Source organism: Caulobacter sp. GW821-FHT12F03 (assembly GCF_058806855.1).
In genome coordinates this window covers 51,510-75,570 of sequence record NZ_JBXAQC010000001.1, presented here as the reverse complement: position 1 = coordinate 75,570, position 24,061 = coordinate 51,510, and the positions used below count along the sequence as shown (strand labels likewise).

General features: G+C 70.2%; 25 protein-coding genes. 16 read left to right on the top strand and 9 right to left on the bottom strand.

Annotation, left to right across the window (positions count from 1 at the left end):
* Nucleotides 1–2 precede the first annotated feature (2 nt).
* Complete coding sequence (locus AC1RN0_RS00335) at nt 3–1,112, bottom strand: serine hydrolase domain-containing protein (RefSeq protein ID WP_492785431.1); 1,110 nt, start codon at nt 1,110–1,112, stop codon at nt 3–5.
* Between the two features lie 177 nt (nt 1,113–1,289).
* Between AC1RN0_RS00335 and carA the strand changes: the two genes are divergently transcribed.
* Together carA and AC1RN0_RS00325 are read left to right on the top strand one after the other, a co-directional pair.
* Nucleotides 1,290–2,471 (top strand): glutamine-hydrolyzing carbamoyl-phosphate synthase small subunit, encoded by a 1,182-nt coding sequence (gene carA / locus AC1RN0_RS00330; RefSeq protein ID WP_492785430.1) that lies wholly within the window; start codon nt 1,290–1,292, stop codon nt 2,469–2,471.
* A gap of 95 nt (nt 2,472–2,566) precedes the next feature.
* A complete protein-coding gene (locus tag AC1RN0_RS00325; protein ID WP_492785429.1) occupies nt 2,567–3,688 on the top strand; it encodes a patatin-like phospholipase family protein in 1,122 nt (373 codons plus the stop codon).
* Here the strand turns inward: AC1RN0_RS00325 and AC1RN0_RS00320 are convergent.
* The 3 genes from AC1RN0_RS00320 to AC1RN0_RS00310 form a co-directional block, all read right to left on the bottom strand.
* The gene (locus tag AC1RN0_RS00320; protein ID WP_492785428.1) at nt 3,682–4,032 is read right to left on the bottom strand and encodes a hypothetical protein; all 351 of its coding nucleotides are present in this window, start codon (nt 4,030–4,032) and stop codon (nt 3,682–3,684) included. The two genes, AC1RN0_RS00325 and AC1RN0_RS00320, sit on opposite strands and share 7 nt — an antisense overlap.
* A 101-nt stretch (nt 4,033–4,133) precedes the next feature.
* Nucleotides 4,134–4,349: a helix-turn-helix transcriptional regulator gene (locus AC1RN0_RS00315; RefSeq protein WP_492785427.1), complete on the bottom strand. Its 216-nt coding sequence runs from the start codon at nt 4,347–4,349 to the stop codon at nt 4,134–4,136.
* Nucleotides 4,346–4,774 (bottom strand): hypothetical protein, encoded by a 429-nt coding sequence (locus AC1RN0_RS00310; RefSeq protein WP_492785426.1) that lies wholly within the window; start codon nt 4,772–4,774, stop codon nt 4,346–4,348. The genes AC1RN0_RS00315 and AC1RN0_RS00310 overlap by 4 nt, the downstream gene beginning before the upstream one ends.
* 244 nt (nt 4,775–5,018) lie before the next feature.
* Here AC1RN0_RS00310 and carB point away from each other — a divergent pair, with 244 nt between their 5' ends.
* The 4 genes from carB (at nt 5,019) to AC1RN0_RS00290 (ending at nt 9,956) form a co-directional block, all read left to right on the top strand.
* Nucleotides 5,019–8,306 (top strand): carbamoyl-phosphate synthase large subunit, encoded by a 3,288-nt coding sequence (gene carB / locus AC1RN0_RS00305; RefSeq protein WP_492785425.1) that lies wholly within the window; start codon nt 5,019–5,021, stop codon nt 8,304–8,306.
* 43 nt (nt 8,307–8,349) lie between these two features.
* Nucleotides 8,350–8,649, top strand: coding sequence for a DUF1294 domain-containing protein (locus AC1RN0_RS00300; protein ID WP_492785424.1), 300 nt, complete (start codon nt 8,350–8,352; stop codon nt 8,647–8,649).
* Nucleotides 8,650–8,756: 107 nt separating this feature from the next.
* Entirely contained in the window at nt 8,757–9,221 is a 465-nt protein-coding gene (locus tag AC1RN0_RS00295; RefSeq protein WP_492785423.1) for a hypothetical protein, read from the top strand.
* Nucleotides 9,222–9,290: 69 nt separating this feature from the next.
* Nucleotides 9,291–9,956 (top strand): glutathione S-transferase family protein, encoded by a 666-nt coding sequence (locus AC1RN0_RS00290; protein WP_492785422.1) that lies wholly within the window; start codon nt 9,291–9,293, stop codon nt 9,954–9,956.
* Between the two features lie 6 nt (nt 9,957–9,962).
* Here the strand turns inward: AC1RN0_RS00290 and AC1RN0_RS00285 are convergent, their stop codons facing one another.
* Nucleotides 9,963–11,267: an ammonium transporter gene (locus AC1RN0_RS00285; RefSeq protein ID WP_492785421.1), complete on the bottom strand. Its 1,305-nt coding sequence runs from the start codon at nt 11,265–11,267 to the stop codon at nt 9,963–9,965.
* Nucleotides 11,268–11,533: 266 nt separating this feature from the next.
* On the opposite strand from AC1RN0_RS00285, the gene AC1RN0_RS00280 reads away from it, so the two are divergent.
* Both AC1RN0_RS00280 and AC1RN0_RS00275 read left to right on the top strand, forming a co-directional pair.
* Nucleotides 11,534–12,325 (top strand): glucose 1-dehydrogenase, encoded by a 792-nt coding sequence (locus AC1RN0_RS00280; RefSeq protein ID WP_492785420.1) that lies wholly within the window; start codon nt 11,534–11,536, stop codon nt 12,323–12,325.
* A 30-nt stretch (nt 12,326–12,355) separates the two neighbouring features.
* A complete protein-coding gene (locus AC1RN0_RS00275) occupies nt 12,356–14,209 on the top strand; it encodes an acyltransferase family protein (RefSeq protein WP_492785419.1) in 1,854 nt (617 codons plus the stop codon).
* Here AC1RN0_RS00275 and AC1RN0_RS00270 read toward each other — a convergent pair.
* Nucleotides 14,206–14,727 (bottom strand): GNAT family N-acetyltransferase, encoded by a 522-nt coding sequence (locus AC1RN0_RS00270; RefSeq protein WP_492785418.1) that lies wholly within the window; start codon nt 14,725–14,727, stop codon nt 14,206–14,208. The genes AC1RN0_RS00275 and AC1RN0_RS00270 overlap by 4 nt on opposite strands.
* Before the next feature lie 248 nt (nt 14,728–14,975).
* Here AC1RN0_RS00270 and AC1RN0_RS00265 point away from each other — a divergent pair, with 248 nt between their 5' ends.
* From AC1RN0_RS00265 to pseH, 6 genes are all read left to right on the top strand, one after another.
* Nucleotides 14,976–15,515, top strand: a complete 540-nt coding sequence (locus AC1RN0_RS00265) for a hypothetical protein (protein ID WP_492785417.1) — start codon at nt 14,976–14,978, stop codon at nt 15,513–15,515.
* A 326-nt stretch (nt 15,516–15,841) separates the two neighbouring features.
* Nucleotides 15,842–16,318, top strand: a complete 477-nt coding sequence (gene greA / locus AC1RN0_RS00260) for a transcription elongation factor GreA (RefSeq protein ID WP_492785416.1) — start codon at nt 15,842–15,844, stop codon at nt 16,316–16,318.
* 170 nt (nt 16,319–16,488) lie between these two features.
* Nucleotides 16,489–17,445 carry a mitochondrial fission ELM1 family protein gene (locus AC1RN0_RS00255; protein WP_492785415.1) on the top strand — a complete coding sequence of 319 codons (957 nt, stop codon included), beginning with the start codon at nt 16,489–16,491 and terminating at the stop codon, nt 17,443–17,445.
* Nucleotides 17,446–17,530: 85 nt separating this feature from the next.
* Entirely contained in the window at nt 17,531–18,049 is a 519-nt protein-coding gene (locus tag AC1RN0_RS00250) for a hypothetical protein (RefSeq protein ID WP_492785414.1), read from the top strand.
* Between the two features lie 46 nt (nt 18,050–18,095).
* Entirely contained in the window at nt 18,096–18,815 is a 720-nt protein-coding gene (locus AC1RN0_RS00245) for a cytidylyltransferase domain-containing protein (RefSeq protein WP_492785413.1), read from the top strand.
* On the top strand, nt 18,812–19,381 hold the full coding sequence (gene pseH / locus AC1RN0_RS00240) for a UDP-4-amino-4,6-dideoxy-N-acetyl-beta-L-altrosamine N-acetyltransferase (RefSeq protein ID WP_492785412.1): 570 nt from the start codon (nt 18,812–18,814) through the stop codon (nt 19,379–19,381). Before AC1RN0_RS00245 ends, pseH begins: the two co-directional genes overlap by 4 nt.
* 117 nt (nt 19,382–19,498) lie before the next feature.
* Here the strand turns inward: pseH and pseG are convergent, their stop codons facing one another.
* Nucleotides 19,499–20,458 carry a UDP-2,4-diacetamido-2,4,6-trideoxy-beta-L-altropyranose hydrolase gene (gene pseG, locus AC1RN0_RS00235; protein ID WP_492785411.1) on the bottom strand — a complete coding sequence of 320 codons (960 nt, stop codon included), beginning with the start codon at nt 20,456–20,458 and terminating at the stop codon, nt 19,499–19,501.
* A 112-nt stretch (nt 20,459–20,570) separates the two neighbouring features.
* Between pseG and AC1RN0_RS00230 the strand changes: the two genes are divergently transcribed.
* Nucleotides 20,571–21,437: an SDR family NAD(P)-dependent oxidoreductase gene (locus AC1RN0_RS00230; RefSeq protein ID WP_492785410.1), complete on the top strand. Its 867-nt coding sequence runs from the start codon at nt 20,571–20,573 to the stop codon at nt 21,435–21,437.
* On the opposite strand, the gene pseI is transcribed toward AC1RN0_RS00230, so the two are convergent.
* Together pseI and AC1RN0_RS00220 are read right to left on the bottom strand one after the other, a co-directional pair.
* Nucleotides 21,434–22,489 carry a pseudaminic acid synthase gene (gene pseI, locus AC1RN0_RS00225; RefSeq protein ID WP_492785409.1) on the bottom strand — a complete coding sequence of 352 codons (1,056 nt, stop codon included), beginning with the start codon at nt 22,487–22,489 and terminating at the stop codon, nt 21,434–21,436. The two genes, AC1RN0_RS00230 and pseI, sit on opposite strands and share 4 nt — an antisense overlap.
* A gap of 52 nt (nt 22,490–22,541) precedes the next feature.
* Nucleotides 22,542–22,865, bottom strand: a complete 324-nt coding sequence (locus AC1RN0_RS00220) for a glycine zipper domain-containing protein (protein ID WP_492785408.1) — start codon at nt 22,863–22,865, stop codon at nt 22,542–22,544.
* A 61-nt stretch (nt 22,866–22,926) separates the two neighbouring features.
* Between AC1RN0_RS00220 and trxB the strand changes: the two genes are divergently transcribed.
* The gene (trxB, locus tag AC1RN0_RS00215; RefSeq protein WP_492785407.1) at nt 22,927–23,934 is read left to right on the top strand and encodes a thioredoxin-disulfide reductase; all 1,008 of its coding nucleotides are present in this window, start codon (nt 22,927–22,929) and stop codon (nt 23,932–23,934) included.
* Nucleotides 23,935–24,061 lie beyond the last annotated feature (127 nt).

Below are 24,061 nucleotides of genomic sequence, written 5' to 3'. Positions count from 1 at the left end.
GGTCACTCCTGGGGCGCGGGCGGGGCGAGGCCGGCGATGACGGCCTTGAACGCCGCCTTCGCCGCGGCGTCGCCGCCCATGCTCTCGGCCGCGTTGGCCACCACCAGAACACCGTTCTCGCTGCCCGGGAACAGGCAGATGAAGGCGAACCAGTTGCCGTCCGATCCGGCGTGGGTCAGGGCCGGACCCTGGCGGCCGGCGATGACCGGCGGCACGCCCCAGCCGAGGGCGTAGATGGTCTCGCCCTGCGGCCTGTGCAGCAGGCGGTAGGTTTCGGCCTTCAGCAGTTTTCCGCGGCCGTGCTCGCCTTCCATCTGATCGACGGCGAATTTGCCCCAGTCGGCCAGCGACAGGCGCAGCCCGCCGGCGGGGGTGATGATCTGCGGATTGGCCTCGGCCGTGGTCGCCACGCGGCCGTCGACGTGGCCGAACGGCTCGCCGGCGCCGGGGGCCTGGCTGTAGTTGGCCGACGTCATGCCCAGCGGCGTGAACACCTCGTCCTTCATCAGCTGCTCGAACGGCTTGCCCGTGACACGCTCGGCGATGACGCCGGCGAGGATCAGGCCGGTGTTGGAGTAGCTCGCCTCGCCGCGCGCGGGACCTACCGGCGCCTCGGTCAGCGCGCGCTTCACATAGGCCAGCCGCTGCGCCGGCATCGCCCGGCTGTCGCTGTAGAAGGTGTTGAAGAAAGTCATGTCGCCGGTGTTCTCGGGCAGGCCGGCGCGGTGCGACAGCAGCTCGAGCAGCGTCACGTCGCGGTATTCCGGCCGCATGTCGGCGGCGAGGTCGGGCAGCATCGTCGCCAGCGGCGTGTCCCAGCGCAGCCGGCCCTTGTCGACCAGCCGGCCGATCAGGGTCGCGGTCAGGGCCTTGGCGTCGGAGCCGATGTTCCAGCGGTCGGACAGCACGACCGGCGCCGGCTCGCCGATGCGGCGCACCCCGCGTACGGCCTGGCCGACGACCTTGCCGTCCCGGATCACGAGGATGCCCATGGCCGGCACAGCCTTGCCGTCCATCGCCTCGGCGAGGACCTCCGGAAGCGGCGTTTCCCGGGCCCGGGCGGGGGTCGCGGCGAGCGCGACGAGACACAACAGGGCGATCAGGCGGGACATCGAGCAGCCTCCGGTTCAGGTTCGCGGTCTATAGTCATGTCCCACTCATGGGACAAGTGAAGCATTTTTCATGGTGCGGGCCGGAGCGTGACGTGGGACAGGCGCGTTTGCGTTTGACCCGACCGGCCCGACTCACTACGAACGCGCCCGTTTGTCCCCCCGTCAGGAACCCCGCCCATGCCGCAGACCCTTCTCCCCGGCGTCACCGGCGTTCTGGCCCTGGCGGACGGCACAATCCTGCAGGGCGTCGGCGTCGGCGCGGTCGGCGACGCGGTCGGCGAGGTCTGCTTCAACACCGCCATGACCGGCTACCAGGAGATCCTCACGGACCCCTCCTACATGGCCCAGATCGTCGCCTTCACCTTCCCGCACATGGGCAATGTCGGGACCAACGTCGAAGACCTCGAACAGATCAGTGGCGGCAGCGAGACGGCCGCCCGCGGCGCCATCTTCCGCGACGTCCCGACCGACCCGGCCAACTGGCGCGCCGACAGCGACCTGGCCGGCTGGATGACCCGCCGCGGCGTCATCGGCCTGGCCGGGGTCGACACCCGCGCCCTGACCCGCACGATCCGCGAAAAGGGCATGCCGCATGCGGTGATCGCCCACAGCCCGGACGGGGCGTTCGACCTCGACGCCCTGGTCGCCAAGGCCCGCGCCTGGTCCGGCCTCGAAGGCCTCGACCTGGCCAAGGACGCCACCACCCGCCAGACCTTCGTCTGGGACGAGGGCCTGTGGGACTGGCCGGAAGGCTACGCCAAGCCCGACGCGCCGAAGTACGAGGTCGTGGTCCTGGACTACGGCGTGAAGCGCAACATCCTGCGGGCGCTGAGCTCGATCGGGGCCCGCGCCACCGTCGTGCCGGCGAACACCCCGGCCGAGGACATCCTGGCCCGCAAGCCGGACGGCGTGCTGCTGTCCAACGGCCCGGGCGACCCGGCCGCGACCGGCGAATACGCCGTGCCCGAGATCCGCAAGCTGGTCGACAGCGGCACGCCGGTGTTCGGCATCTGCCTCGGCCACCAGATGCTGGCCCTCGCGCTCGGCGCGAAGACGGTGAAGATGGAGCAGGGCCACCACGGGGCCAACCACCCGGTGAAGGACCTGACGACCGGCAAGGTCGAGATCGTCTCGATGAACCACGGCTTCACCGTCGACCGCGACAGCCTGCCGGCCCCGGTCACCGAGACCCATGTGTCGCTGTTCGACGGCACCAACGCCGGCCTGGCCCTGACGGACCGCCCGGTGTTCAGCGTCCAGCACCACCCCGAGGCCTCGCCCGGCCCGACCGACAGTCTCTACCTGTTCGAGCGGTTCGCCGGGCTGATGGACAGCGCCAGGAAGCAGGCCGGGGCCTGACCCTTCTCATCCTTGTTCGGCCGGGCTAGGTCGAGAGGAGAACAAAGGGATCTGGGGCCATGCTGCGCAGACGGCCGAGCCGGATAGCCGCCTTGATGACCCGTCTCCGGCTCGCGACGAGCCGGCTCTGGCGCGGCGCGGCGGGACCGCCGACGGTTTCGCCTCGGCCGACGGCCCACAGGCTGTCCGGCGTTCGCTTCGACTTTTCCGATCCCTCGATCCCGGTCACCGACATCGACGCGGTGCTCGCGCGCCTGAGGGCCGAAGGCGGCGACTTTTCAATGCTCGCCCTGTCGGGCGGCGGGGCCACCGGCGCCTACGGAGCCGGCGTGCTCACCGGCTGGAGCCGGACGGGACGCCGGCCGTGCTTCGACATCGTCACGGGCGTCAGCATCGGCGCCCTCACCGCCGCGTTCGCCTTTCTCGGACCGGACTGGGACGGGCGCATGGAGCGGGCCTTCACCGGCGGCGCGGTTGAACGGCTGATCAGCCTGCGCAGCCTCAGCGCCTTCGGCGGCTCCGCCTTCTTCAACGACGTCGCCCTGCGCCGGCTGGTCGAGCGGTACGTCGACTTCGGCATGCTCGACGCCATCGCGGCCGAGCACGCCCGGGGGCGGCGCCTGCTGGTGGCGACGACCAACCTCGACACCCAGGCGATGGCCATCTGGGACATGGGCGCCATCGCGAGCCGGGGCGACGCCGACGCCGTCGACCTGTTCCGCGACGTGCTGATCGCCTCGGCCAGCATCCCCGGCGTGTTCTCGCCCGTGCTGATCGGACAGGGCGGCGGCGCGGAGAGCGACTCGGAGATGCATGCGGACGGCGGCGTGATGGTTCCGTTCTTCACCCTCCCCGAGCCGGTCCTGCTCGGCATGGGCGGCGACAGCGGGCTCCACCGCGGGGCCATCTATGTCCTGGTCAACCGGCCGGTCGATCCGGTTGTCGCCCTCACGCCCGGCAACCTGATCGCTATCCTCGAACGATCCTACGACACGATGATCAAGGCCTCGACGTTGCTGCAGCTTGAGGCCACCGCCGCCTTCGCCGCGCGCAACGGCCTCTCGATGCGCGTCTGCAAAATCCACGACGAAGCCCGCCTGCGCGGCCTCGACTTCAAGGCCGCGAACATGCGCCGGCTGTTCGAGATGGGCCGCGACCGGACCGTCGCCGGGCAGGCCTGGCGTGATCCGGCGACGGACGCGGCCCAGCCCTACTGATGCCCCTCGACCAGCTGCACCGTGAACGGGCCGCTGGACCAGCTGTCGCCGACATTGTGCGCGGCGACCGGCGTGCAGATCGGGTTGGGGTATCCGGGAGGGGCGGCGCTGGTGAAGGTCAGGCAGACCTGGCTGCCCTTGACCGCCCAGGTCCCGGCCAGCTGCTGGTCGCCCTGCACGCCGGTGAAGCTGTGGTCGGCCTCATAGTAGATCTTGGTCGAGGCGCCGCTGGCGTCGCTGGTGATGGTGGTGTTGCCGAACCGCGAGGCCATGACCTCCTCGCCGGCGAAGGCGGCGGTGGCGGACAGGGCCAGCGCCGCGACGGCGCCCAGAAGAACACGCATGCAAACCTCCCGTTGTTTTCTTGTCTGGCGCGAGTCGTAGCGCCCGGGTGGAGAGATGGTCAATCGGCCCGCCAATCCTCCCCGCCTGCGGGGAGGATCATTCAGGTCTTCACCCACTGGAACACCTCGCTCAGCGGCTTGCCGAACACCTCGGCGATGCGGAAGGCGGCCTCCAGCGACGGCGAGTACTTCCCGGCTTCGATGGCGGCGATGGTCTGGCGGGTGACGCCGATCTTCTGACCGAGCTCGGCCTGGGACATCTCGCCGGCCATGAAGCGCAGCGTGCGGATCTGGTTGGTGATCGTTCCGCCGCTCATGCCGCGCTCCGGCGATAGCTCACGGCCGCCACGATGCAGCGGATGACTTCGGCCAGCACGATGGCGAACAGGCCGGCGTTGACGATCGACCATCCGGCATGGGTGAAGGGCATGATGCACGCCACCAGGATCATGCCGAAGATCAGCACGTAGTAGGCCACCGCCATCGACCGGCGCTCGATGTCGCGGTCGCGCTCGTCGGCCTTCTCGCGGACATCCTCCGGCGTCCGCACGCGGAACCACAGATACCCGCCCCCCAGCACGGCCACGCGCAGGATCGAGACCGCCGCGAACAGGCCCAGCAGCGGCAGGTTGGGCATCGGCGCCGTCTCGACCGGCGTCGCCGCCACGATGGCGAAATAGGGGACATAGGCGACCAGCATCGCCGCCAGCGCCAGCAGGTTGGATTTCTCACGATACGGCATGACCGCCCCCTTCAGGTTCGAAAAGTTCGACGCGATGTTATGTTTATTTAACATTGAGTCAAGAGAAACGAACGCGACGCCCAGCTCTGCGGCGAGGGGCGCCGGCCCGCGCCCCTTCCCGGCCACGACGTTTGATCAAGGGTTGCGCGGGTCCGACTCCGTCTCTAAACCGGCCCCTTAACCAGCAGTTTGAACGGGGCCGGGCGCGCAGATCTGCGCGACCGCCCTTGTGCGCGAGACGAGCATGCCGAAGCGGACCGACATTTCCTCGATTCTGATCATCGGCGCGGGCCCGATCGTCATCGGCCAGGCGTGCGAGTTCGACTATTCCGGCGTCCAGGCCTGCAAGGCGCTGCGGGCCGAGGGCTACCGCATCATCCTGGTCAATTCGAACCCGGCCACGATCATGACCGATCCGGACGTGGCGGACGCGACCTACATCGAGCCGATCACGCCGGCGATCGTCGCCAAGATCATCGCCAAGGAGCGGCCCGACGCCCTGCTGCCGACCATGGGCGGCCAGACGGCGCTGAACACGGCGCTGGCGCTGGAGGCCGACGGCACCCTGGCGAAGTACGGCGTTGAGATGATCGGGGCCAAGGCTGACGTCATCGACAAGGCCGAGGACCGCCAGAAATTCCGCGACGCGATGGACAAGCTGGGTCTCGAGAGCCCCAAATCCAAGGCCGCGCACAACATGGAAGAGGCCCGCGAGGGCCTGGCCTACGTCGGCCTGCCGGCGATCATCCGGCCCAGCTTCACCCTCGCCGGCACCGGCGGCGGCATCGCCTACAACCTCGAGGAATTCGAGGAGATCGTGCTGCGCGGGCTGGACCTGTCGCCGACCACCGAGGTGCTCATCGAGGAGAGTGTGCTCGGCTGGAAGGAGTACGAGATGGAGGTGGTCCGCGACACGGCGGACAACTGCATCATCGTCTGCTCGATCGAGAACATCGACCCGATGGGCGTGCACACCGGCGACTCGATCACCGTCGCCCCGGCCCTGACGCTGACCGACAAGGAATACCAGCGCATGCGCACCGGCTCGATCGCCGTGCTGCGCGAGATCGGCGTCGAGACCGGCGGCAGCAACGTGCAGTGGGCGATCAATCCGAAGGACGGCCGCATGGTCGTCATCGAGATGAACCCGCGCGTGTCGCGCTCCTCCGCCCTGGCCTCGAAGGCCACCGGCTTCCCGATCGCCAAGGTCGCCGCCCGCCTGGCCGTCGGCTACACCCTCGATGAACTGGCCAACGACATCACCGGCGGCGCCATGCCGGCCTCGTTCGAGCCGAGCATCGACTACGTCGTCACCAAGATCCCGCGCTTCGCCTTCGAGAAGTACCCCGGCGCCGAGCCCTATCTGACCACCTCAATGAAGTCGGTCGGCGAGGTCATGGCCATCGGCCGGACCTTCGCCGAGAGCCTGCAGAAGGCCCTTCGCGGCCTCGAGACCGGGCTGTCCGGCCTCGACGAGATCGACATCCCCGGCACGGCCGATCCCGACACCGCCCACGCGGCCGTGCTGCGCGCCCTGGGCACGCCGACGCCCGACCGCCTGCTGGTCATCGCCCAGGCCTTCCGCCACGGCCTGACGGTCGAGGAGATCCACGGCGCCTGTTCCTACGAGCCCTGGTTCCTGCGCCAGATCGCCGAGATCGTCCGCCAGGAAGGCGTCGTCCGCGCCTCGGGCCTGCCGGCCGCCGACGGCCTGCGCAAGCTGAAGGCCATGGGCTTCTCGGACGCCCGGCTGGCCAAGCTGACGGCGCTGACCGAGATGGAGGTCCGCGCCCGCCGTCACGCGATGAACATCCGCCCGGTGTTCAAGCGCATCGACACCTGCGCCGGCGAGTTCGCCGCGACCACGCCCTACATGTATTCGACCTACGAGACCGGCGCCCTGGGCCAGATCCCCGACTGCGAGTCCGAGCCCAGCGACCGCAAGAAGGCGATCATCCTCGGCGGCGGTCCCAACCGCATCGGCCAGGGCATCGAGTTCGACTACTGCTGCTGCCACGCGGCCTTCGCGCTCGACGCCATCGGCATCGAGTCGATCATGGTCAACTGCAACCCCGAGACCGTCTCGACCGACTACGACACCTCCGACCGACTGTACTTCGAGCCGCTTACGGCCGAGGACGTGCTGGAGCTGATCCATGTCGAGCAGAGCAAGGGCACGCTGGCCGGCGTGATCGTGCAGTTCGGCGGCCAGACGCCGCTGAAGCTGGCGCATCCGCTGGAACAGGCCGGGGTGCCGATCCTCGGCACCAGCCCCGACGCCATCGACCTCGCCGAGGACCGCGAGCGCTTCCAGCAGCTGCTGCACCAGCTGAACATCGCCCAGCCGGTCAACGCCCTGGCCCGCAGCGCCGAGGAATGCTTCACCGCCGCCCATGCGGTCGGCTATCCGATCGTCATCCGCCCCTCCTACGTGCTGGGCGGCCGGGGCATGGAGATCATCCGCGACGACGCCCAGCTGGAGCGCTACGTGCGCACCGCGGTGGAGGTCAGCGGCGACGCCCCGATCCTGATCGACCAGTATCTGAGCCGCGCCACCGAAGTGGACATCGACGCCCTGTGCGACGGCACGGACGTGTTCGTCGCCGGCGTGCTGGAGCACATCGAGGAGGCCGGCGTGCACTCGGGCGACAGCGCCTGTTCGATGCCGCCCTTCTCGCTGCGCGAGGACATCGTCGCCGAGCTCAAGCGCCAGACGGTCGAGATGGCCCTGGCGCTGAACGTCCGCGGTCTGATGAACGTGCAGTTCGCCATCGAGGAGCCGCACTCGGCCACGCCGCGCATCTTCGTGCTGGAGGTCAATCCGCGCGCCAGCCGCACCGTGCCGTTCGTGGCCAAGACCATCGGCGCCCCGGTCGCCGCCATCGCGGCGAAGATCATGGCCGACGAGACCCTCGCCAGCTTCGGCCTGGTCGACAAACCCTACGACCACATCGCGGTGAAGGAGGCGGTCTTCCCGTTCGCCCGCTTCCCCGGCGTGGACACGGTGCTGGGTCCGGAAATGCGCTCGACCGGCGAGGTCATGGGCCTCGACTGGAAGCGTGACGGCGAAGCCGACATGGCCCCGGCCTTCGCCCGCGCCTTCGCCAAGAGCCAGCTGGGCGGCGGCGTCGAACTGCCAACCGGCGGCGCGGCCTTCGTCTCGGTCAAGGACAGCGACAAGCCCTGGATCATAGAGCCGGTGAAGCTGTTGCAGGCGGCCGGCTTCAAGGTGCTGACCACGGCCGGCACAGGCGAGTGGCTGCGCTCGCAGGGCATCGAGACGACCCCGGTGCGCAAGGTGCTGGAAGGCCGCCCGCACATCGTCGACGCGATGAAGAACGGCGAGGTCCAGCTGGTGTTCAACACCACCGAGGGCAAGCAGTCGCTGTCCGACAGCTTCGAGCTGCGCCGCACCGCCCTGATGATGAAGATCCCCTACTACACCACCAGCGCCGGCGCCCTCGCCGCCGCCCAGGCCATCACCAGCGCCCCGCTGGCGGCCCTCGAGGTGCGGGCGCTGCAGAGCTACTGACCGGGTAACCCGCCCTTCAGCCGTCCCGGGGAGGGTGGGCGTCATGACCGCCTCCCCGCTCCTGACGGGCCTCGCCGCCCTGGCCGCGATCAACCTGATCGCCTGGACCGCCTTCTGGTGGGACAAGCGGGCGGCCGTGCGCGGCGACCGGCGCGTGCCGGAACGCACCCTGCTGCTGCTGGCCCTGATCGGCGGCGGCCCCGGCGCGGTGCTCGCCCAGCAGACCCTGCGCCACAAGACCCGCAAGGAGCCGTTCCGGACGCTGTTGTTCGGGATAGTCCTGGCGCAGGTCTTCGCCGTCCCGTTGATCGTCGGCTGGCTGACGGGATGGCTTGCGCGATGACCCCCGGGGCCTTGCCTCAAAAGGGGGGGCGCGTTTTTCCGGGGTCTTGAAAGCGGGAAGACCCTGCGGTTGGAAGGGTCATTGGTTTTCCACCGGAGTCGCTTCTCATGTTCCGCCGCATCGGCCTCGCCGCCGCCCTGGCCGCCGCCAGCCTTTCCGCCACGCCCGCCTGGGCCGCCATGCTGACCAAACAGGAAGCCGCCGACATCTGGATCGCCCGCAACCGGGCCTTCCTGGCCGTGGCGCAGACCGCCCGGCCCGGCGAAGCCAACATCCTCGTCCGCCAGCGGGCCGCCTGCCAGGGCCTGTTCGCAGAGCGGATGAAGATCGGCGGGCTGATCCCGACCTGGGCCGCCGAGGGCCAGGCCAGCTTCTGCCGCGCCTTCGACGGGTTCGCGGGGGGCTTCGGCTCGAAAAACCCCTGCGGCGATCTCAAGTCGGCCGCCGGCTATTTCGCAAAGGCCAAGCCGTTCGGCGACTCCGAGGAGGTGGTCGCCGTGTCCCGCGAGATGGTCGCGCTGATCGACATGGTGCGCAGCGCGGCGCGCGAGGGCGGCTTCCGCAAGTGCTGACGGCGGCCGCCGGCACTGGACAGCCGGCCGCCGCGCACTAGCCTCTCCCGCTCAATCGGGGTCCTGGCCATGCTCACCGTCCATCATCTGAACAACTCCCGCTCCCAGCGCGTGCTGTGGCTGCTGGAGGAACTGGGGCTGCCGTACGAGATCAAGCACTACCAGCGGGACGCGAAGACCATGCTCGCGCCGCCGGCGCTGAAGGCCGTGCATCCGCTGGGCAAGTCGCCGGTGATCACCGACGGGCCGGCGACCCTTGCCGAGACCGGAGCCATCGTCGAGACCATCGTCGACGCCTACGGCGGCGGCCGGCTGAAGCCGGCGCCCGGCACCGAAGATCGCCTGCGCTGGCTCTACTGGCTGCACTATGCCGAGGGCTCGGCCATGCCGCCGCTGCTGATGAAGCTGGTGTTCACCGCCCTGCCCGAACGCGCGCCGGGCCTCGTCCGCGGCCTGGTGAAGGGGATTTCCAGCCAGGCGCTGAAGAGCTTCGTCGATCCGCAGTTGAAGGATCACTTCGACTACTGGGAAGCCGAGCTGGGCAAGTCGGAATGGTTCGCCGGCAACGCCTTCAGCGCGGCCGACATCATGATGAGCTTCCCCATCGAGGCGGCGGCCGACCGGGGCGGCGCCCTCATCGGGCGGCCGCGCCTGAAGGCCTTCCTCGAGAAGATCCACGCCCGCCCGGCCTACAAGGCTGCGCTCGAGAAGGGCGGCCCCTACGCCTACGCCTGAGGCCGCTCAGCCCTGGGTCGCACGCTCGCCGTGCTCGGCGAGATCGAGGCCGTCCTCGATGTCGAAGTCGCTGGCGCGCAGGCCGACAAGCTTCTTCGTCAGGGCCAGCAGTCCCCAGGACGCCGCCGCCGACCAGGCGACGACCACCACGATGCCCAGCAGCTGCAGGCCGATCTGCGCCGCCATGCCGTGGGCCACAGGATAGCCCGCGCCGCCGAGCGCCGGGCTGGCCAGCACCGCCACCAGCAGCACGCCGAGAATGCCGCCCACACCGTGGACGGCGAACACGTCCAGCGAGTCGTCGATCAGCAGCCGCTCCTTCACCAGGCCGACGCAGAAGAAGCAGACCACGCTGCCCGCCGCGCCGAGCACCAGGGCGCTGGCCGGACTGACGAAGCCGGACGCCGGGGTGACCGTGGCCAGACCCGCGACCACGCCGGTCACCGCGCCGATCATGCTGGGCCGGCCGAAGCGGATCCATTCCAGCGCGCCCCAGACGAGGCCGGCCATGCAGGCCGACAGGTGGGTCGCGGCGATGGCCATGCCGGCGTCGGCATTGGCGGCCAGGGCGCTGCCGCCGTTGAAGCCGTACCAGCCGACCCACAGCAGGCCCGCGCCGGTCATCGTCATCCCCGGGTTGTGCGGGGGGATGGCGTGCTTCGGAAAGCCTTCGCGTGACCCGACCAGACGGGCGAACAGCAGGGCCGAGGCCCCGGCGGTGGCGTGCACCACCAGCCCGCCCGCGTAGTCCATCACCCCCAGCTTCGCCAGCCAGCCGCCGCCCCAGATCCAGTGGGTCACCGGCGCGTAGACGACCAGCAGCCACAGGGCGGAGAACAGCAGCACCGCCTGGAACCGCGCCCGCTCGACCACGGCGCCGATGATCAGGGCCGGGGTGATGACCGCGAAGGTCGTCTGGAAGATGAAGAACACCGGCTCGGGCAGGGCGCCGACCAGGCTGGTGCGCGGCGACGCGCCGAGGAAGCCCTTCGACAGGTCGCCGATCAACGCGCCGGTCCCGGAGAAGGCCAGGCTGTAGCCGACGGCGAACCACAGCACCGAGCCGAGGCAGGCGATCGCCACGCACTGCATCATCACCGACAGCACGTTCTTCTGGCGCACCAGGCCGCCGTAGAACAGCGCCAGCCCCGGCAGGGTCATCAGCAGCACCAGGGCCGAGGCCGAAAGCACCCAGGCCGTGGCGGCCGGGTCGGCCGCCGCGACGTCCCGCGCCTGGGCCAGCCCCGGCGCGGACAGCGCCAGGACGCCGAGCGTCAGCGCCGCGATCCGGCGCTTTCCTGTGATGGACATGATCGTCTCCCCCGCCCCGGGACCCTGTGGTCCTCTTGATCAGGCTTCCGTAGCAGAGGCCCCGGACCGCACAAGGCGGGCGACCCAAAACGCGCCACCCTCTCAAATCAGGGGACAGCTTACGCATTTCATCCAGCGGCCGTTCAGCGATCGGGAAATGCGGAAGCTGTCCCCTGAATTGCCCCTGAATTGCGCTTCCCCGCTGGACGACGGCCGGTCCGCCCGTCACCTTATCGCCGATAACAAAAAAGCCGTGGGAGGCAGGAATGACGGGTCGGGTCGCGAGCAAGGTCGTGCTGGTGACGGGCGGGGCGAGCGGCATCGGCCGCGGCTGCGCCGAACTTCTGGCGCGCGAGGGGGCCACCGTCGTGGTCACCGACGTGCAGGACGCGCTGGGCGCGGAGGTCGTCGCCGGCATCGGCGGCAAGGCCGTCTACCTGCACCACGACGTCACCGACGAGGACGCCTGGATCGGCGTGGTCGCCGAGGTCCGCAAGCGCCTCGGCCGGCTCGACGTGCTGGTCAACAACGCCGGCATCGGCATGGGCGGCCCGGTCACCGAGTTCAGCCTCGCCGACTGGCGCAAGCAGCAGGCGGTCAATGTCGAGGGCGTGTTCCTTGGCGTGAAGCACAGCCTGCCGCTGATGCGCGAGAGCGGCGGCGGCAGCATCATCAACATGTCCTCGGTCGCCGGCCTGAAGGGCTCGGCCAACATGTCCAGCTACTGCGCCACCAAGGGCGCGGTGCGGCTGTTCACCAAGGCGGTCGCCCTGGAATGCGCGGCCGCGCAGGACGGCGTGCGCGTCAACTCGGTGCATCCGGGGATCATCGACACGCCGATCTGGGGCGGCATCACCTCGACCATCGGCGGCGACGTCGGCAACGCCGGCCCGGCCCGCGCGGCCTCGGTCGACGACATCGCGGCCATGGCCGCCCCCATGGGCGTGAAGGGTTTCCCGGCCGATATCGCGGCGGGCGTGCTCTATCTGGCGTCAGACGAGTCCCGCTATGTGACGGGAACCGAGCTGGTCATCGACGGCGGCCTGATCACGCGCTAAAGCCCGCCCCCGATACGGGGCCGGGGGCGCATGAAGTACAGGGCGGATGTCGACGGGCTGCGGGCGATCGCGGTGCTGGCGGTGGTCGGATTCCACGCCGGCGTGCCGTGGCTGTCCGGCGGCTTCGCCGGCGTCGACGTGTTCTTCGTCATCTCCGGCTTCCTGATCGGCGGCGTCGTCGCCGAGCGCCAGAGCCAGGGCGATTTCTCGCTCGGCTGGTTCTGGGAGCGGCGCGTCCGGCGCATCTTCCCCTCGCTGATGGCCATGCTGGCGGTGACCACGGTGCTCGCCGCCTGGCTGCTGATGCCGCGCGACTTCCTCGCCTACGTCCGCTCGATGGCGGCGGCGCTGGTGTCGCTGTCGAACGTCTTCTTCTGGAGGACCAGCGACTATTTCGGCGGCGAGGACCTGATCCGGCCGCTGCTGCACACCTGGTCGCTCGGCGTCGAGGAGCAGTTCTACGTCGTCTTCCCGCTGTTCATGCTGCTGGGCGCCCGCTGGTTCGCCGGCCGCACGCGGACCGCGCTGGCGGCGCTGGGCCTCGCCTCGCTGGTCCTGTGTGTCTGGCTGACCCGGACCCACGCCGAAACGGCCTTCTACCTGCCGTTCACCCGGGCGTGGGAGCTGCTGGCCGGGGTGCTGCTGGCGATGTGGACGCCGAAAGTCCGCCCCGGCGCGATCCAGCACGCGATCGGCATCGCCGGCCTGGCCCTGATCCTCGCGGCCTGCACGGTGTTCACCCGGGACACCCGCTGGCCCGGCGCGGCGGCCATCGTGCCCGTGCTAGGCGCGGTGCTGGTGATCGGCGCGAACGGCGGCGTAGTCAGCCGGCTGCTGGCGCTCAAGCCGATGGTCTGGGTCGGGCTGCTGTCCTACTCGCTGTACCTCTGGCACTGGCCGCTGCTGACCTTCCAGCGCTACCTGCTGCCGGGCGCCTGGCCGGCGGCCGTCGCGGTGCCGCTGTCGCTCGGCCTGGCGGCCCTGTCGCTGCGCTTCGTCGAGCGGCCGTTCCGCAACAGCGCCTTCCTGACGCGACAGCAGGTGTTCATGGCCGGCGGCGGCGCGATCATGCTGCTGGGCGCCGTCTGCGGCCTGGTGATCCTCGGCAAGGGCCTGCCGCAGCGCTTCGACCAGCGCTCGCTGGCCATGGCCGAGTCGCGGCTGGAACGGTCGCGCGGCAGCTATCGCGACGGGACCTGCTTCATCTCCTACCACTACGACGCAAAGGACTACCGCAAGGACCTCTGCGACGCGGCCGATCCGAAGAAGCCGGACTGGCTGCTGGTCGGCGACAGCCACGCGGCCCACCTGTGGTCGGGCCTCAAGGCCGCCAACCCCGACATCAACGTCATGCAGGTGACGTCCTCGGGCTGCGAACTGACCCTGACCAAGGACCCGGTCGAGCGCGACGTCTGCGACCGCATGTCGAAGCTGGTCTACGGCGACCTGCTGATCCACAACCGGCCCGACGGCGTGCTGCTGGCCGGCCGCTGGTGGGCGAAGGACCTGCCGCGCCTGGCCGAGACGCTGGACTGGCTTAAGGCGCGCCACATCCCGGTGATCCTCGTCGGACCCATTCCTCAGTACTCGGACGATCTGACGCGGGTGCTGATCCTGTCCTGGCGCTTCCATGACCCGGACCTGCCCCGCAAGCGGATGCTGGACTGGCCGGAAGGCGTGGACCGCGACCTGCGCAAGCTCGCGGCGGACAAGGGCGTGCCCTACATCTCGCTGTTCGATCTGCTGTGCGACAGGGGAACCTGCGTGACCCTCGTCGATGCGGACACGCCGCTGCAGTGGGACTACGGCCACATGACGCCGGAGGGCTCGCGCTTCGTCGCCGGCCGCCTGCGCGACCAGGGCCTGTTCCCGCCGACGCGCTAGAGGTCGAGCGCCAGCACCCAGTCCTGGTAGTCGTTGGCGCCGACGTGGAACAGGCGCTCGCCGACCTTGCGGAAGCCGGCCTTGCGGTAAAAGGCGTTGGCCCGGTCGTTGCGGCTGTAGACCGCCAGCAGGAGGCGTCGCCGGCCGACCGCCCGCGCCGTGTCGATGGCCGTCTGCATCAGCCGGGGCCCCAGCCCCTGGCCGTGGAAACGGTGCAGGGCGTAGATGCGGGTCAGCTCCATGTCGCCCGGCCCGGTCTCGACCGGCAGGTCAGGCTCACCCATCAGCAGGAAGCCGACCGGGGCGTCGCCCGGATCCATGACCGCCAGGAACAGCCGCTTCGCCGGATCGGCCAGCAGCCGGTCATAGGCCTCCGGCGCGTGGGTGTTGCGGCAATGGAAGACGATGTCCGCGCCCTCGACGATTCCGGCGTAGGTCTCGACGAAGGTCGCGGCCGCCACCACCGACAGCCGGCCGGCGTCGTCGGGGCTGCAGGGCCGGATGATGATCTCGCTCATGACCGCCTTCTAGCGGCGGCGCTTCAAAGGGGACAGGTTAAGCTGTCCCTTGGGACTGCTTAACCCGTCCCCGCCAGCGAACGAGGGACAGGGCATCAAGTCCCAAGGGACATGATGACCTGTCCCAACCGCAAGGAATTCCCCCGCAACCCTCGCCTGAACGGTTAACCACGACGTCCATCCCGGCGGTTGAAGCCGGGTGCGGAGTCGGTGGAACGGCCCTAGCGTCCGACCGAGGGGAATTCGTCATGGTCTCAATGGTCATCTGGGCCGCGTCACTGTTCTCGGTGCTGCTGTTCCTTGGCTGCGTGTGGCTGACCCGCGCCGGCTACTGGCGCACGGCGGCGGCGCTGATGGGCGGCCTGGCCGCGGCCGCCCTGCGCTTCGGCGTCGACATGGTCGCCTTTAACTTCGACTGGTGGAGCTTCGGCGACACCCCCTACGCGCCGGTGGTGACCTATGCGCCGGTGATGTTCTGGTTCGGCGGAGGGCTCGGTCTGGTCGGCTGGCGGATGATCCGGAACTGGGGCGCCGGCGGCGAGCTGGGCTTCTTCGCCGGCTTCGTCGCCCTGGGCCTCGGCCGCGACCTGTTGCTGACCACGGGCGCGGGCGCCCTGACCTTCGGCGACGGTCCCTGGCCGCTGGCCATCGCCGCCGGCTCCTGGCTGGTCATGGCCGTGCTGGTGCAACTGGCCATGCAGCTGCTGGTCGGCCCCATCGACGCCGACCCCCTGGCGCCGGAACGTATCCCGCAGATCGAGGACGATCGGGACACGGTCTGGTCCTGATCTTCGCGGCGCCGCGGGGCCGGCCGCGCTGAATCCGGGGCGGACCGGCCCGCTTGCTTATCTGAAATCGCGCCGGTCGATGCCCCGGGGCGTCAAGCTCAGGTCACGGAAATTCCTGGCCGCGACCCGCGGGCCCGGCCGCGAATACCGCGCTCTACTCCGCCGGAAGTCCTGAAATCCTGCCGCCGATGAGCCGGCCCTTCCGCTGCATCGCAGCATCGGACTTGTATTTCCTGACCCGCCGGACTAATCTCCACGCCCCCGGACGTCTGCGCCCGCGGCCGGATATCAACACCTCCCCAGGGCGAACCCGAGCTAATCTCCGAATGGAAAAAGTGCCGATGACCGCCGGGGGGTACACATCCCTCGACGAAGAACTGAAGCGTTTGAAGACGCTGGAGCGGCCGAGCGTGATCGCGGCCATCTCCGAAGCGCGTGCGCACGGCGACCTCAGTGAAAACGCCGAGTACCACGCGGCCAAGGAACGTCAGGGCTGGATCGAAGGCCGCATCGCCGAGATCGAGGACAAGATCGCGCGCGCGCAGATCATCGACGTCTCCAAGCTTTCGGGCACCCAGGTGAAGTTCGGCGCCACGGTCACCGTGATCGACGAGGACACCGAGGACGAGGGCCGCTACCAGATCGTCGGCGAACACGAGGCCGACGTGAAGCAGGGCCGCATCTCGCTGTCCTCGCCGCTGTCGCGCGCGATGATCGGCAAGGAAGTGGGCGAAGTCGTCGAGGTGAACACCCCGGGCGGCGTCAAGGCCTACGAAATCCTCAAGGTCGAGTGGGTGGCCTAGCGCCCGACCCCGGACCTGCCAATTTTTGACCGTCATCCTCGCGCTTGTTGCGAGGACCCATGCACGCTCATGATCTGACGGTGCTCATGGGTGGTCGGGACAAGCCCGACCATGACGAGTATTAGGGCGCCGTGGCGAAACAACCCTCACCTCCCCTCGTGATCTGGGCCGTGTCCGACGGACGCGCGGGCATCGAGGCCCAGGCCGTCGGCCTGGCCGAGGCCATCGCCCGCCGACGCAAGGCGACCGTGGTCGTCAAACGGGTCACCTGGAAGGGCCGCCTCGGCCGCCTGCCCTGGTGGCTGATGCTCTTCCCGCGCCGCTGGCTGAGCCCCGAGAGCGAATTCGACGCCCCCTGGCCGGACCTGGTCGTGGCCGCCGGCCGCGCCACCCTGCCGCTGTCGATCCGGCTGCGGAAATGGACCGGCGGCAAGACCTTCGTCGTGCAGATCCAGGATCCGCGCGCGCCGGCCGGCCTGTTCGATCTGGTCATCCCGCCCAACCACGACCGGCTCAAGGGCGACAACATCGTCTCGATCATCGGCGCCCCGCACCGGGTGACGGCGCAGAAGCTGACCGATGAATACAAGCGGTTCGCCGCCGCCATCGATCCCCTGCCCCACCCCCGCGCGGCGGTGCTGATCGGCGGGCGGTCGAAGGCCTTCGACCTGACCCCGGAACGGGCGGCCCAGATCGCCCAGCAGATCCAGCTGCCGCTCGAGCAGGACGGCGGCTCGCTGCTGATGACCTTCTCCCGCCGCACCCCGCCCCAGGCGCGGGCCCTGCTGACGGCCCGGCTGAAGCACCTGCCGGGCTTCATCTGGGACAACGAGGGCGACAACCCCTACTTCGCCTTCCTCGCCGGGGCCGACTATGTGCTGGTCACCGAGGACTCGGCCAACATGGCCACCGAGGCGGCCAGCACCGGCAAGCCGGTGTTCATCCTCAAGATGGACGGCCAGAGCCTGAAGTTCCGCCTGTTCCACGAGGAGCTGGAGACCCACGGCGCGGCCCGTCCGTTCGGCGGGGCCTTCCACAGTTGGACCTACCAGCCGCTGACCGAGACCGACCGCGCGGCGGCCGAGATCCTTGCCCGCCTGGACGCCCGCACGCCCGCCGCGGGCTGATCGCCCGTCGCCGGGCTTGTGCCCCGGCCTCCGCCCGGCCATCGTCGGCGCGACAGACGCCGGAACCGGCGACACCGGAGGAACCATGGCCCGCTTCGTCGCCGCACTCGTCGCCCTTGTGGCGCTGGCCCTGCCGTTGCCGGCCTCGGCCGCCTGGGGTTGGACCAGCTGGGGCATGTCGGCGAAGGCCGTGATCCAGGGCTCCGGCGGCCGGGTGCAGGTCGCCCGCGCCGAGGAAGACCAGCGGGTCAATGACTGGTGGATGCTGGCCGCCGGCCCGGTGACGGACGACGGCTTCGTCTACGACGGCCAGTTCTATTTCGACCGGAAGGGCAAGCAGCTGCATCTGGTGCGGCTGACACTCCGGAACCCGGGCGACTGCGGCCGGCTGACCACGCGCCTGACCGAGCTGCACGGCGCGCCCGTCGACACCTCCGCGGTGGTGGCTGTGGGCGGCCGCAGCGTGAAGATCACGGCGCTGAAATGGGACGACGACGGCGCCGGCAACTTCCTGGCCCTGACCAGCCTCCCCGGCGTCGGCCAGATCATGCCGCTGTGCTTCATCCGCTACCGTCCGATCACCGAGCCGGACGCGCGCGACTGACGGCCGGGCGCACGGTAGTCTTCGAATCGCACCACAGAGCGCCCGCATGATCCTCGCCATCCTCCAGGCCCGCATGAGCTCCACCCGCCTTCCGGGCAAGGTGCTGATGCCGCTGGCCGGGGCGCCGATGATCGTGCGGCAGATCGAGCGGGTCAGCCGCGCCCGGCGCATCGACAAGCTGGTCGTCGCCACCAGTCTGAGCCCCGGCGACGACGCCATCGAGAAGGTCGTCCGCAAGGAAGGCATCGCCGTCCACCGCGGCTCGCTCGAAGACGTGCTGGCCCGCTTCCTCGGCGCGCTGGAGGAGCACGGGCCGGCCGATCACGTGGTGCGCCTGACGGCCGACTGCCCGCTGGCCGATCCCTTCGTCATCGACGAGACAATCGAGACTCTGCTCGAGACAGGGGCCGACTACGCCAGCAATACCCCGCCGCACCGCACCTTTCCCAAGGGCCTCGATGTCGAGGTGATGACGACCGACACCCTGCGACGGGCGGCGGTCGCCGCGACCACGCACGAGGAGCACGAGCACGTCACCTGGGGCATCTGGAACCATCCCGACCGCTATCGGCTGGCCTTCCACTCCCAGCCGGTCGACGAGGGCGAGGTGCGCTGGACCGTCGACCGGTCGGACGACTACGCCTTCATGGCCGCCGTCTATGACGCGCTCTACAAGGGCGACCGGGCCTTCACCTCGGACGCGGTGCGGGCCTTCGTGAAGCAGCGCCCCGACCTCGCCGACTACGGCGGAGACCGCCGGATATGACCGCCCCGACCGTCACCCTGCGCGACCTGACGCCCGACGACAGCGAGCGTCTGCTGGCCTGGCGCAACAGCGACGCGGTGCGGCCCTACATGTACACCGACCACCGGATCAGCCCGGAGGAGCATGCCCGCTGGTTCGCCGGCATCCCGGGCGACGACCGGCGGCGCTACTGGATCATCGAGGCCGACGGCCGGCCGGTGGGCCTGGCCAACCTCTATGACATCGACCGGCGCCATGGCCGCTGCGCCTGGGCCTACTACCTCGCCGACCCGTCGGTGCGCGGCCTGGGGCTCGGCAGCGTCGTCGAGTTCCGGATCATCGAGGAGGTTTTCGGCCCGCAGGGCCTGGGCAAGCTGTGGTGCGAGGTGCTGGCCGGCAACGAGGCGGTCTGGAAACTGCACGAGAAACACGGCTTCGTGCAGGAAGCCCGCTTCCGCCGCCACATCGTCAAGGACGGCGAGGCGGTCGACGTGCTGGGCCTGGGCCTGCTGGCGGAAGACTGGGCGCTGAAGCGCGGGGAGATGGCGGCGCGGCTGCGGGAGAAGGGGTTTGTGGTTCCCTCGTAGATCAATGCTCCCCACCCTTGTGGGGAGCTGTCAGGCGGAGCCTGACTGAGGGGTGACGGTGCACTGACTCCCCTCCACCGCCTCCGGCGGTCCCCCTCCCCATTGCATGGGGAGGATCTATGCGACGAGGTCCAGCAGCGCCTCCGCCGCCCGCTCGGCCCCCAGCCCGTCGCAGAGCGCCGCCGACGCCGCCGACAGCCCCGCCCGCAGCGCGTCGTCCCGCGCCAGCCGCGCCACCGCGTCCGACAGCCGCGCCTCCAGCCCCGGCCACCTTGCATCCAGCGCCAGCGTCACTCCCGCCGTGTCCAGCTTCATCGCCATGTCGCGCTGGTTGTCGGCGAGGATCAGGGTCACGGTCGGCAGGCCGAGGCAGGCGCGCTCCCAGACGCTCGATCCGCCCGCCCCGACACAGAGGTCGGCCCGCGTGATCAGCCCGGCCATGTCGTCGCTGTCGATGTGCAGGATCACCCGCCCGTCCGCGGCAAGCGCCTCAAGCGCCGGCAGGCTCGGCGCCCCGGCGCCGACGACCACGTCCAGCGACAGGCCACCGTCCGCCAGCGCGGCGGCGACCCGGCCGGTGATCCCGCCGACGTCGGTCAGGCCGAGCGACACCAGGCACCGCAGGGCAGGGTCGCCCCGCCGCGCCAGCGCCCCGGCCCGGGCCGCCGCGAACGCCGGACGCACCAGGGCATAGGCCGGTCCCGCCAGCACGACCGGCGCGCTGTAGTCGCGCGCCTCGCGGCCGAACGAGGGATCGAGCACCAGGTCGGCGTCATGCGGCCGCGCCAGATCGTCGATCACCGCCAGCCGCCCGGCCCGCGCCCGCCAGCTGGCTTCCGTCACCGGGGACATGCGGTAGGAATCCAGCACCACCAGATCGGCCGCCGCGTCCTCGTCGACCAGCGGCATGTCCGGCGCGTAGCGGGCGAGGATGTCGGCGGCCTCGGGCGTGCGCACGAAGGCGCAGGCCGCGCCGCGCGCCGCCAGCGCCCCGGCCAGGGTCAGGCAGCGCATGACATGTCCCCCGCCCACTCCGGGGCCGGCGTCACAGACGAACAGGATACGGGGCGAGGTCATGGGCGGCCGGATGCGTGAGTCGGCCCACCTTAAGCCAATTCGGCGCGGCACTGGCGAACGCCGGTCTTTGGCCCCATATGGTCCTCAAAGCGAACGCACTCGGGGGGCGATCATGAGCAGCCAGAAGAAATCCGTCGTCGTCACCGGCGTCTCCACCGGCATCGGCTGGGGCGCCACGAAGGTGCTGGTGAAGAAGGGCTTCCATGTCTTCGGCAGCGTCCGCAAGGCGGCCGACGGCGAGCGGCTCAAGGCCGAGTTCGGCGACGCCTTCACCCCCCTGCTGTTCGACGTCACTGACGAGGCTGCCGTACGCGCGGCCGCGCGCCAGGTCGAGGCGGCGCTCGGCGGCAAGACCCTGGCGGGCCTGGTCAACAACGCCGGCATCGCCGTCGCGGGGCCCCTGCTGCATCTGCCGGTCGAGGAGTTCCGCAAGCAGCTGGAGGTCAATGTCACCGGCATCGTCACCGTGACGCAGGCCTTCGCGCCGCTGCTCGGCGCCGAGAGCCCGGCGCGCCCGCACCCCGGCCGGATCGTCAACATCTCCTCGGTCGCCGGCCGCACCGGCAACCCGTTCATGGCGCCCTATTCGGCCTCGAAGTTCGCCGTCGAGGGCCTGTCCGAGGCCCTTCGCCGCGAGCTGCTGCCGTTCGGCGTCGACGTCATCGTGGTTGCGCCGGGCGCGGTGGCCACGCCGATCTGGAGCAAGGCCGAGGAGCAGGACATCACGCCCTACGCCAACACGGTCTACGCCGACGCCCTGAAGCGCCTGCAGAGCTACATGCTGGGCCTGGGCGCCAAGGGCCTCGCGCCGGAAAAGCTCGGCCAGGTGATCCACATGGCCCTCACGACCGCGAAGCCGAAGGTCCGCTACACCGTCTCGCCGGAGCCGTTCCAGGTGTTCATGTCCGAGCGGGTGCTGTCCAAGCGCGGCCTCGACCGGATCGTCGGCAAGCGGCTGGGGCTGCTGCCGGAAGGCTAAACCAGCATCGACCAGTCCAGCGGCTCGCCGAACGCCAGGTCGCGGCTGGCCGCGCGGCCCAGCACCCTGTCCAGATCGGCCGGCGGCAGGCCGTTGCCCGGCCGCACCGAGCGGACGTTGGCCTTCGTCAGCACCTCGCCCGCCTTCACCGGCGCGGTCACGTACAGCGACCGGCGGAACTGGCGGTTGGCCTTCTCCGAGCCCAGCACGTCGTAGTGGGCCTGGCCCAGCGCTGCCCAGGCGTCGCGGCAGTCGCGCACCAGCGCCGTGAATTCCGCCGGTTCAAGGCTGAACGCCGCGTCCGGGCCGCCGTCGGATCGGGCCAGGGTGAAGTGCTTCTCGATCACGCAGGCCCCCAGGGCCACGGCGGCCACCGCCGTCGCCGTGCCCGGCGTGTGGTCCGACAGCCCGACGGGCGCGCCCAGCCGCGCGGCCATGTCCGGGATGGTCCGGACATTGGCGTCCTCGAAGGTCGCCGGATAGCTGGACACGCAGTGGAGCATGATCACCCCGCCCGCCCCGCCGGCCAGCGCCGCGGCGCGGGCGGCCTCCATCTCGGCCAGGTTGGCCATGCCGGTGGAGATGATCAGCGGCTTGCCGTGCGCGGCGGCGTAGCGGATCAGCGGCAGGTCGACGGCCTCGAAGCTGGCGATCTTGTAGGCGGGGGCGTCCAGCCCGGCGAGCAGGTCGACCGCCGTCTCGTCGAACGGGCTGGAGAACAGCGTCACCCCCCGCTCGGCCGCCCGCGCGAACAGCGCCGCGTGCCACTCATAGGGCGTCTGCGCCTCCTGATAGAGGGCGTGCAGGGTCTGGCCGTCCCAGAGACCGCCGTGGATGACGAACTCCGGCCGGTCGACGTCGAGGGTGATGGTGTCGGCGGTGTAGGTCTGGATCTTGATCGCGTCGCAGCCGGTGGCGGCCGCCGCGTCGATCATGGTCAGCGCCCGCTCGAGGCTGCCGTTGTGGTTCCCCGACAGCTCGCAGATGACGTACGGCGGATGGCCGGGACCGATCCGGCGGCCGGCGATCTCGAGGGTGGGCGGCATGGTCATGGCACGGCTCGATACGCGTGAGTCGGGTGCATCCTAGACCTGTTCGACGGCATCAGTCCCCGCCGCCGCCGTCGCCGCCGCCGCCGCTATCACCGCCGGCGCCTCCATCGCCGCCGCCGTGATCGTGCCCACCGCTGTCGTGATGACCACGCCCGTGCCCTCCGCCGTCGCCGATCCAGCCTTCCGCGCCGCCACCGGAGTCGCTGCCGCCGGCCTTGCCCTTTGCGCCCTTCGCCGACATCGCCACGCCGAGCCCCAGGCCGATCGCCACGCCCGCGCCCATGCCCAGGGCGATGTTGTGCAGCGCCACGCCCAGGCCGGCGCCCATGGCCACGCCCACGGCGATGCCGACCCCGATCCCGCTGTTGTTTGCCATTTCAGCACCCTCGCGCCGTGGCCCATCGCGCCGGGGCGGAATCATCCCTAAATTAGCGCCCATGTCGAGCAACGCCCCCCGCACCACCCGCTGTCTGATCATCGGTTCCGGCCCCGCCGGCTGGACCGCCGCCATCTACGCCGCCCGCGCGCTGCTCAAGCCCGTGGTCATCCAGGGCATCCAGCCCGGCGGCCAGCTGACGATCACCACCGACGTCGAGAACTATCCCGGCTTCGCCGACGTCATCCAGGGCCCCTGGCTGATGGACCAGATGCAGGCCCAGGCCGAGCACGTCGGCGCCGAGATCATCAGCGACATCGTGCTGGAGGCCGACCTCTCGCAGCGCCCCTTCCGGATCAGGACCGACAGCGGCCAGGACTGGCTGGCCGAGACGGTGATCATCGCCACCGGCGCCCAGGCCAAGTGGCTGGGCCTCGACAGCGAGGCGAAGTTCCAGGGATTCGGCGTCAGCGCCTGCGCCACCTGCGACGGCTTCTTCTACCGCAACAAGGACGTCATCGTCGTCGGCGGCGGCAACACGGCCGTCGAGGAGGCGCTGTTCCTGACCAGCTTCGCCAGCAAGGTGACGGTGGTCCACCGCAAGGACGAGTTCCGCGCCGAGAAGATCCTGCAGGAGCGGCTGTTCGCCAATCCGAAGATCGAGGTCATCTGGGACCACGCCATCGACGAGATCCAGGGCGAGACCGATCCCATGGGCGTCACCGGGGCCAGGCTGAAGAACGTCAAGACCGGCGAGACCCGCCAGGTCAGCGCCGACGGGGTGTTCATCGCCATCGGCCACGCGCCGTCCTCCGAACTGTTCAAGGATCAGCTGGAGACCCACGCGGGCGGCTATCTGTCGGTCAAGCCGGGCACGGCGTCGACGGCGATTCCGGGCGTCTACGCGGCGGGCGACGTGACCGACGACATCTACCGCCAGGCGGTCACCGCCGCGGGCATGGGCTGCATGGCGGCGCTGGAGGCGGTGCGCTTCCTCGCCGAGCAGGACCACGCGGCGGCCCACCATCCGATCTCCCACGGCGAGGCCGCCAAGATCGGCGCTTGGTGATCCGTCCGGCCAGCGCCGGGACGTTCAGCTGAACTAGACCGCGTCCTTCGACACGCCGCTGCGCGGCTGCTCAGGATGACGTCGCTCCGTGCACGTCAGGGTGAGCAGCGCCGAAGGCGCGTGTCGA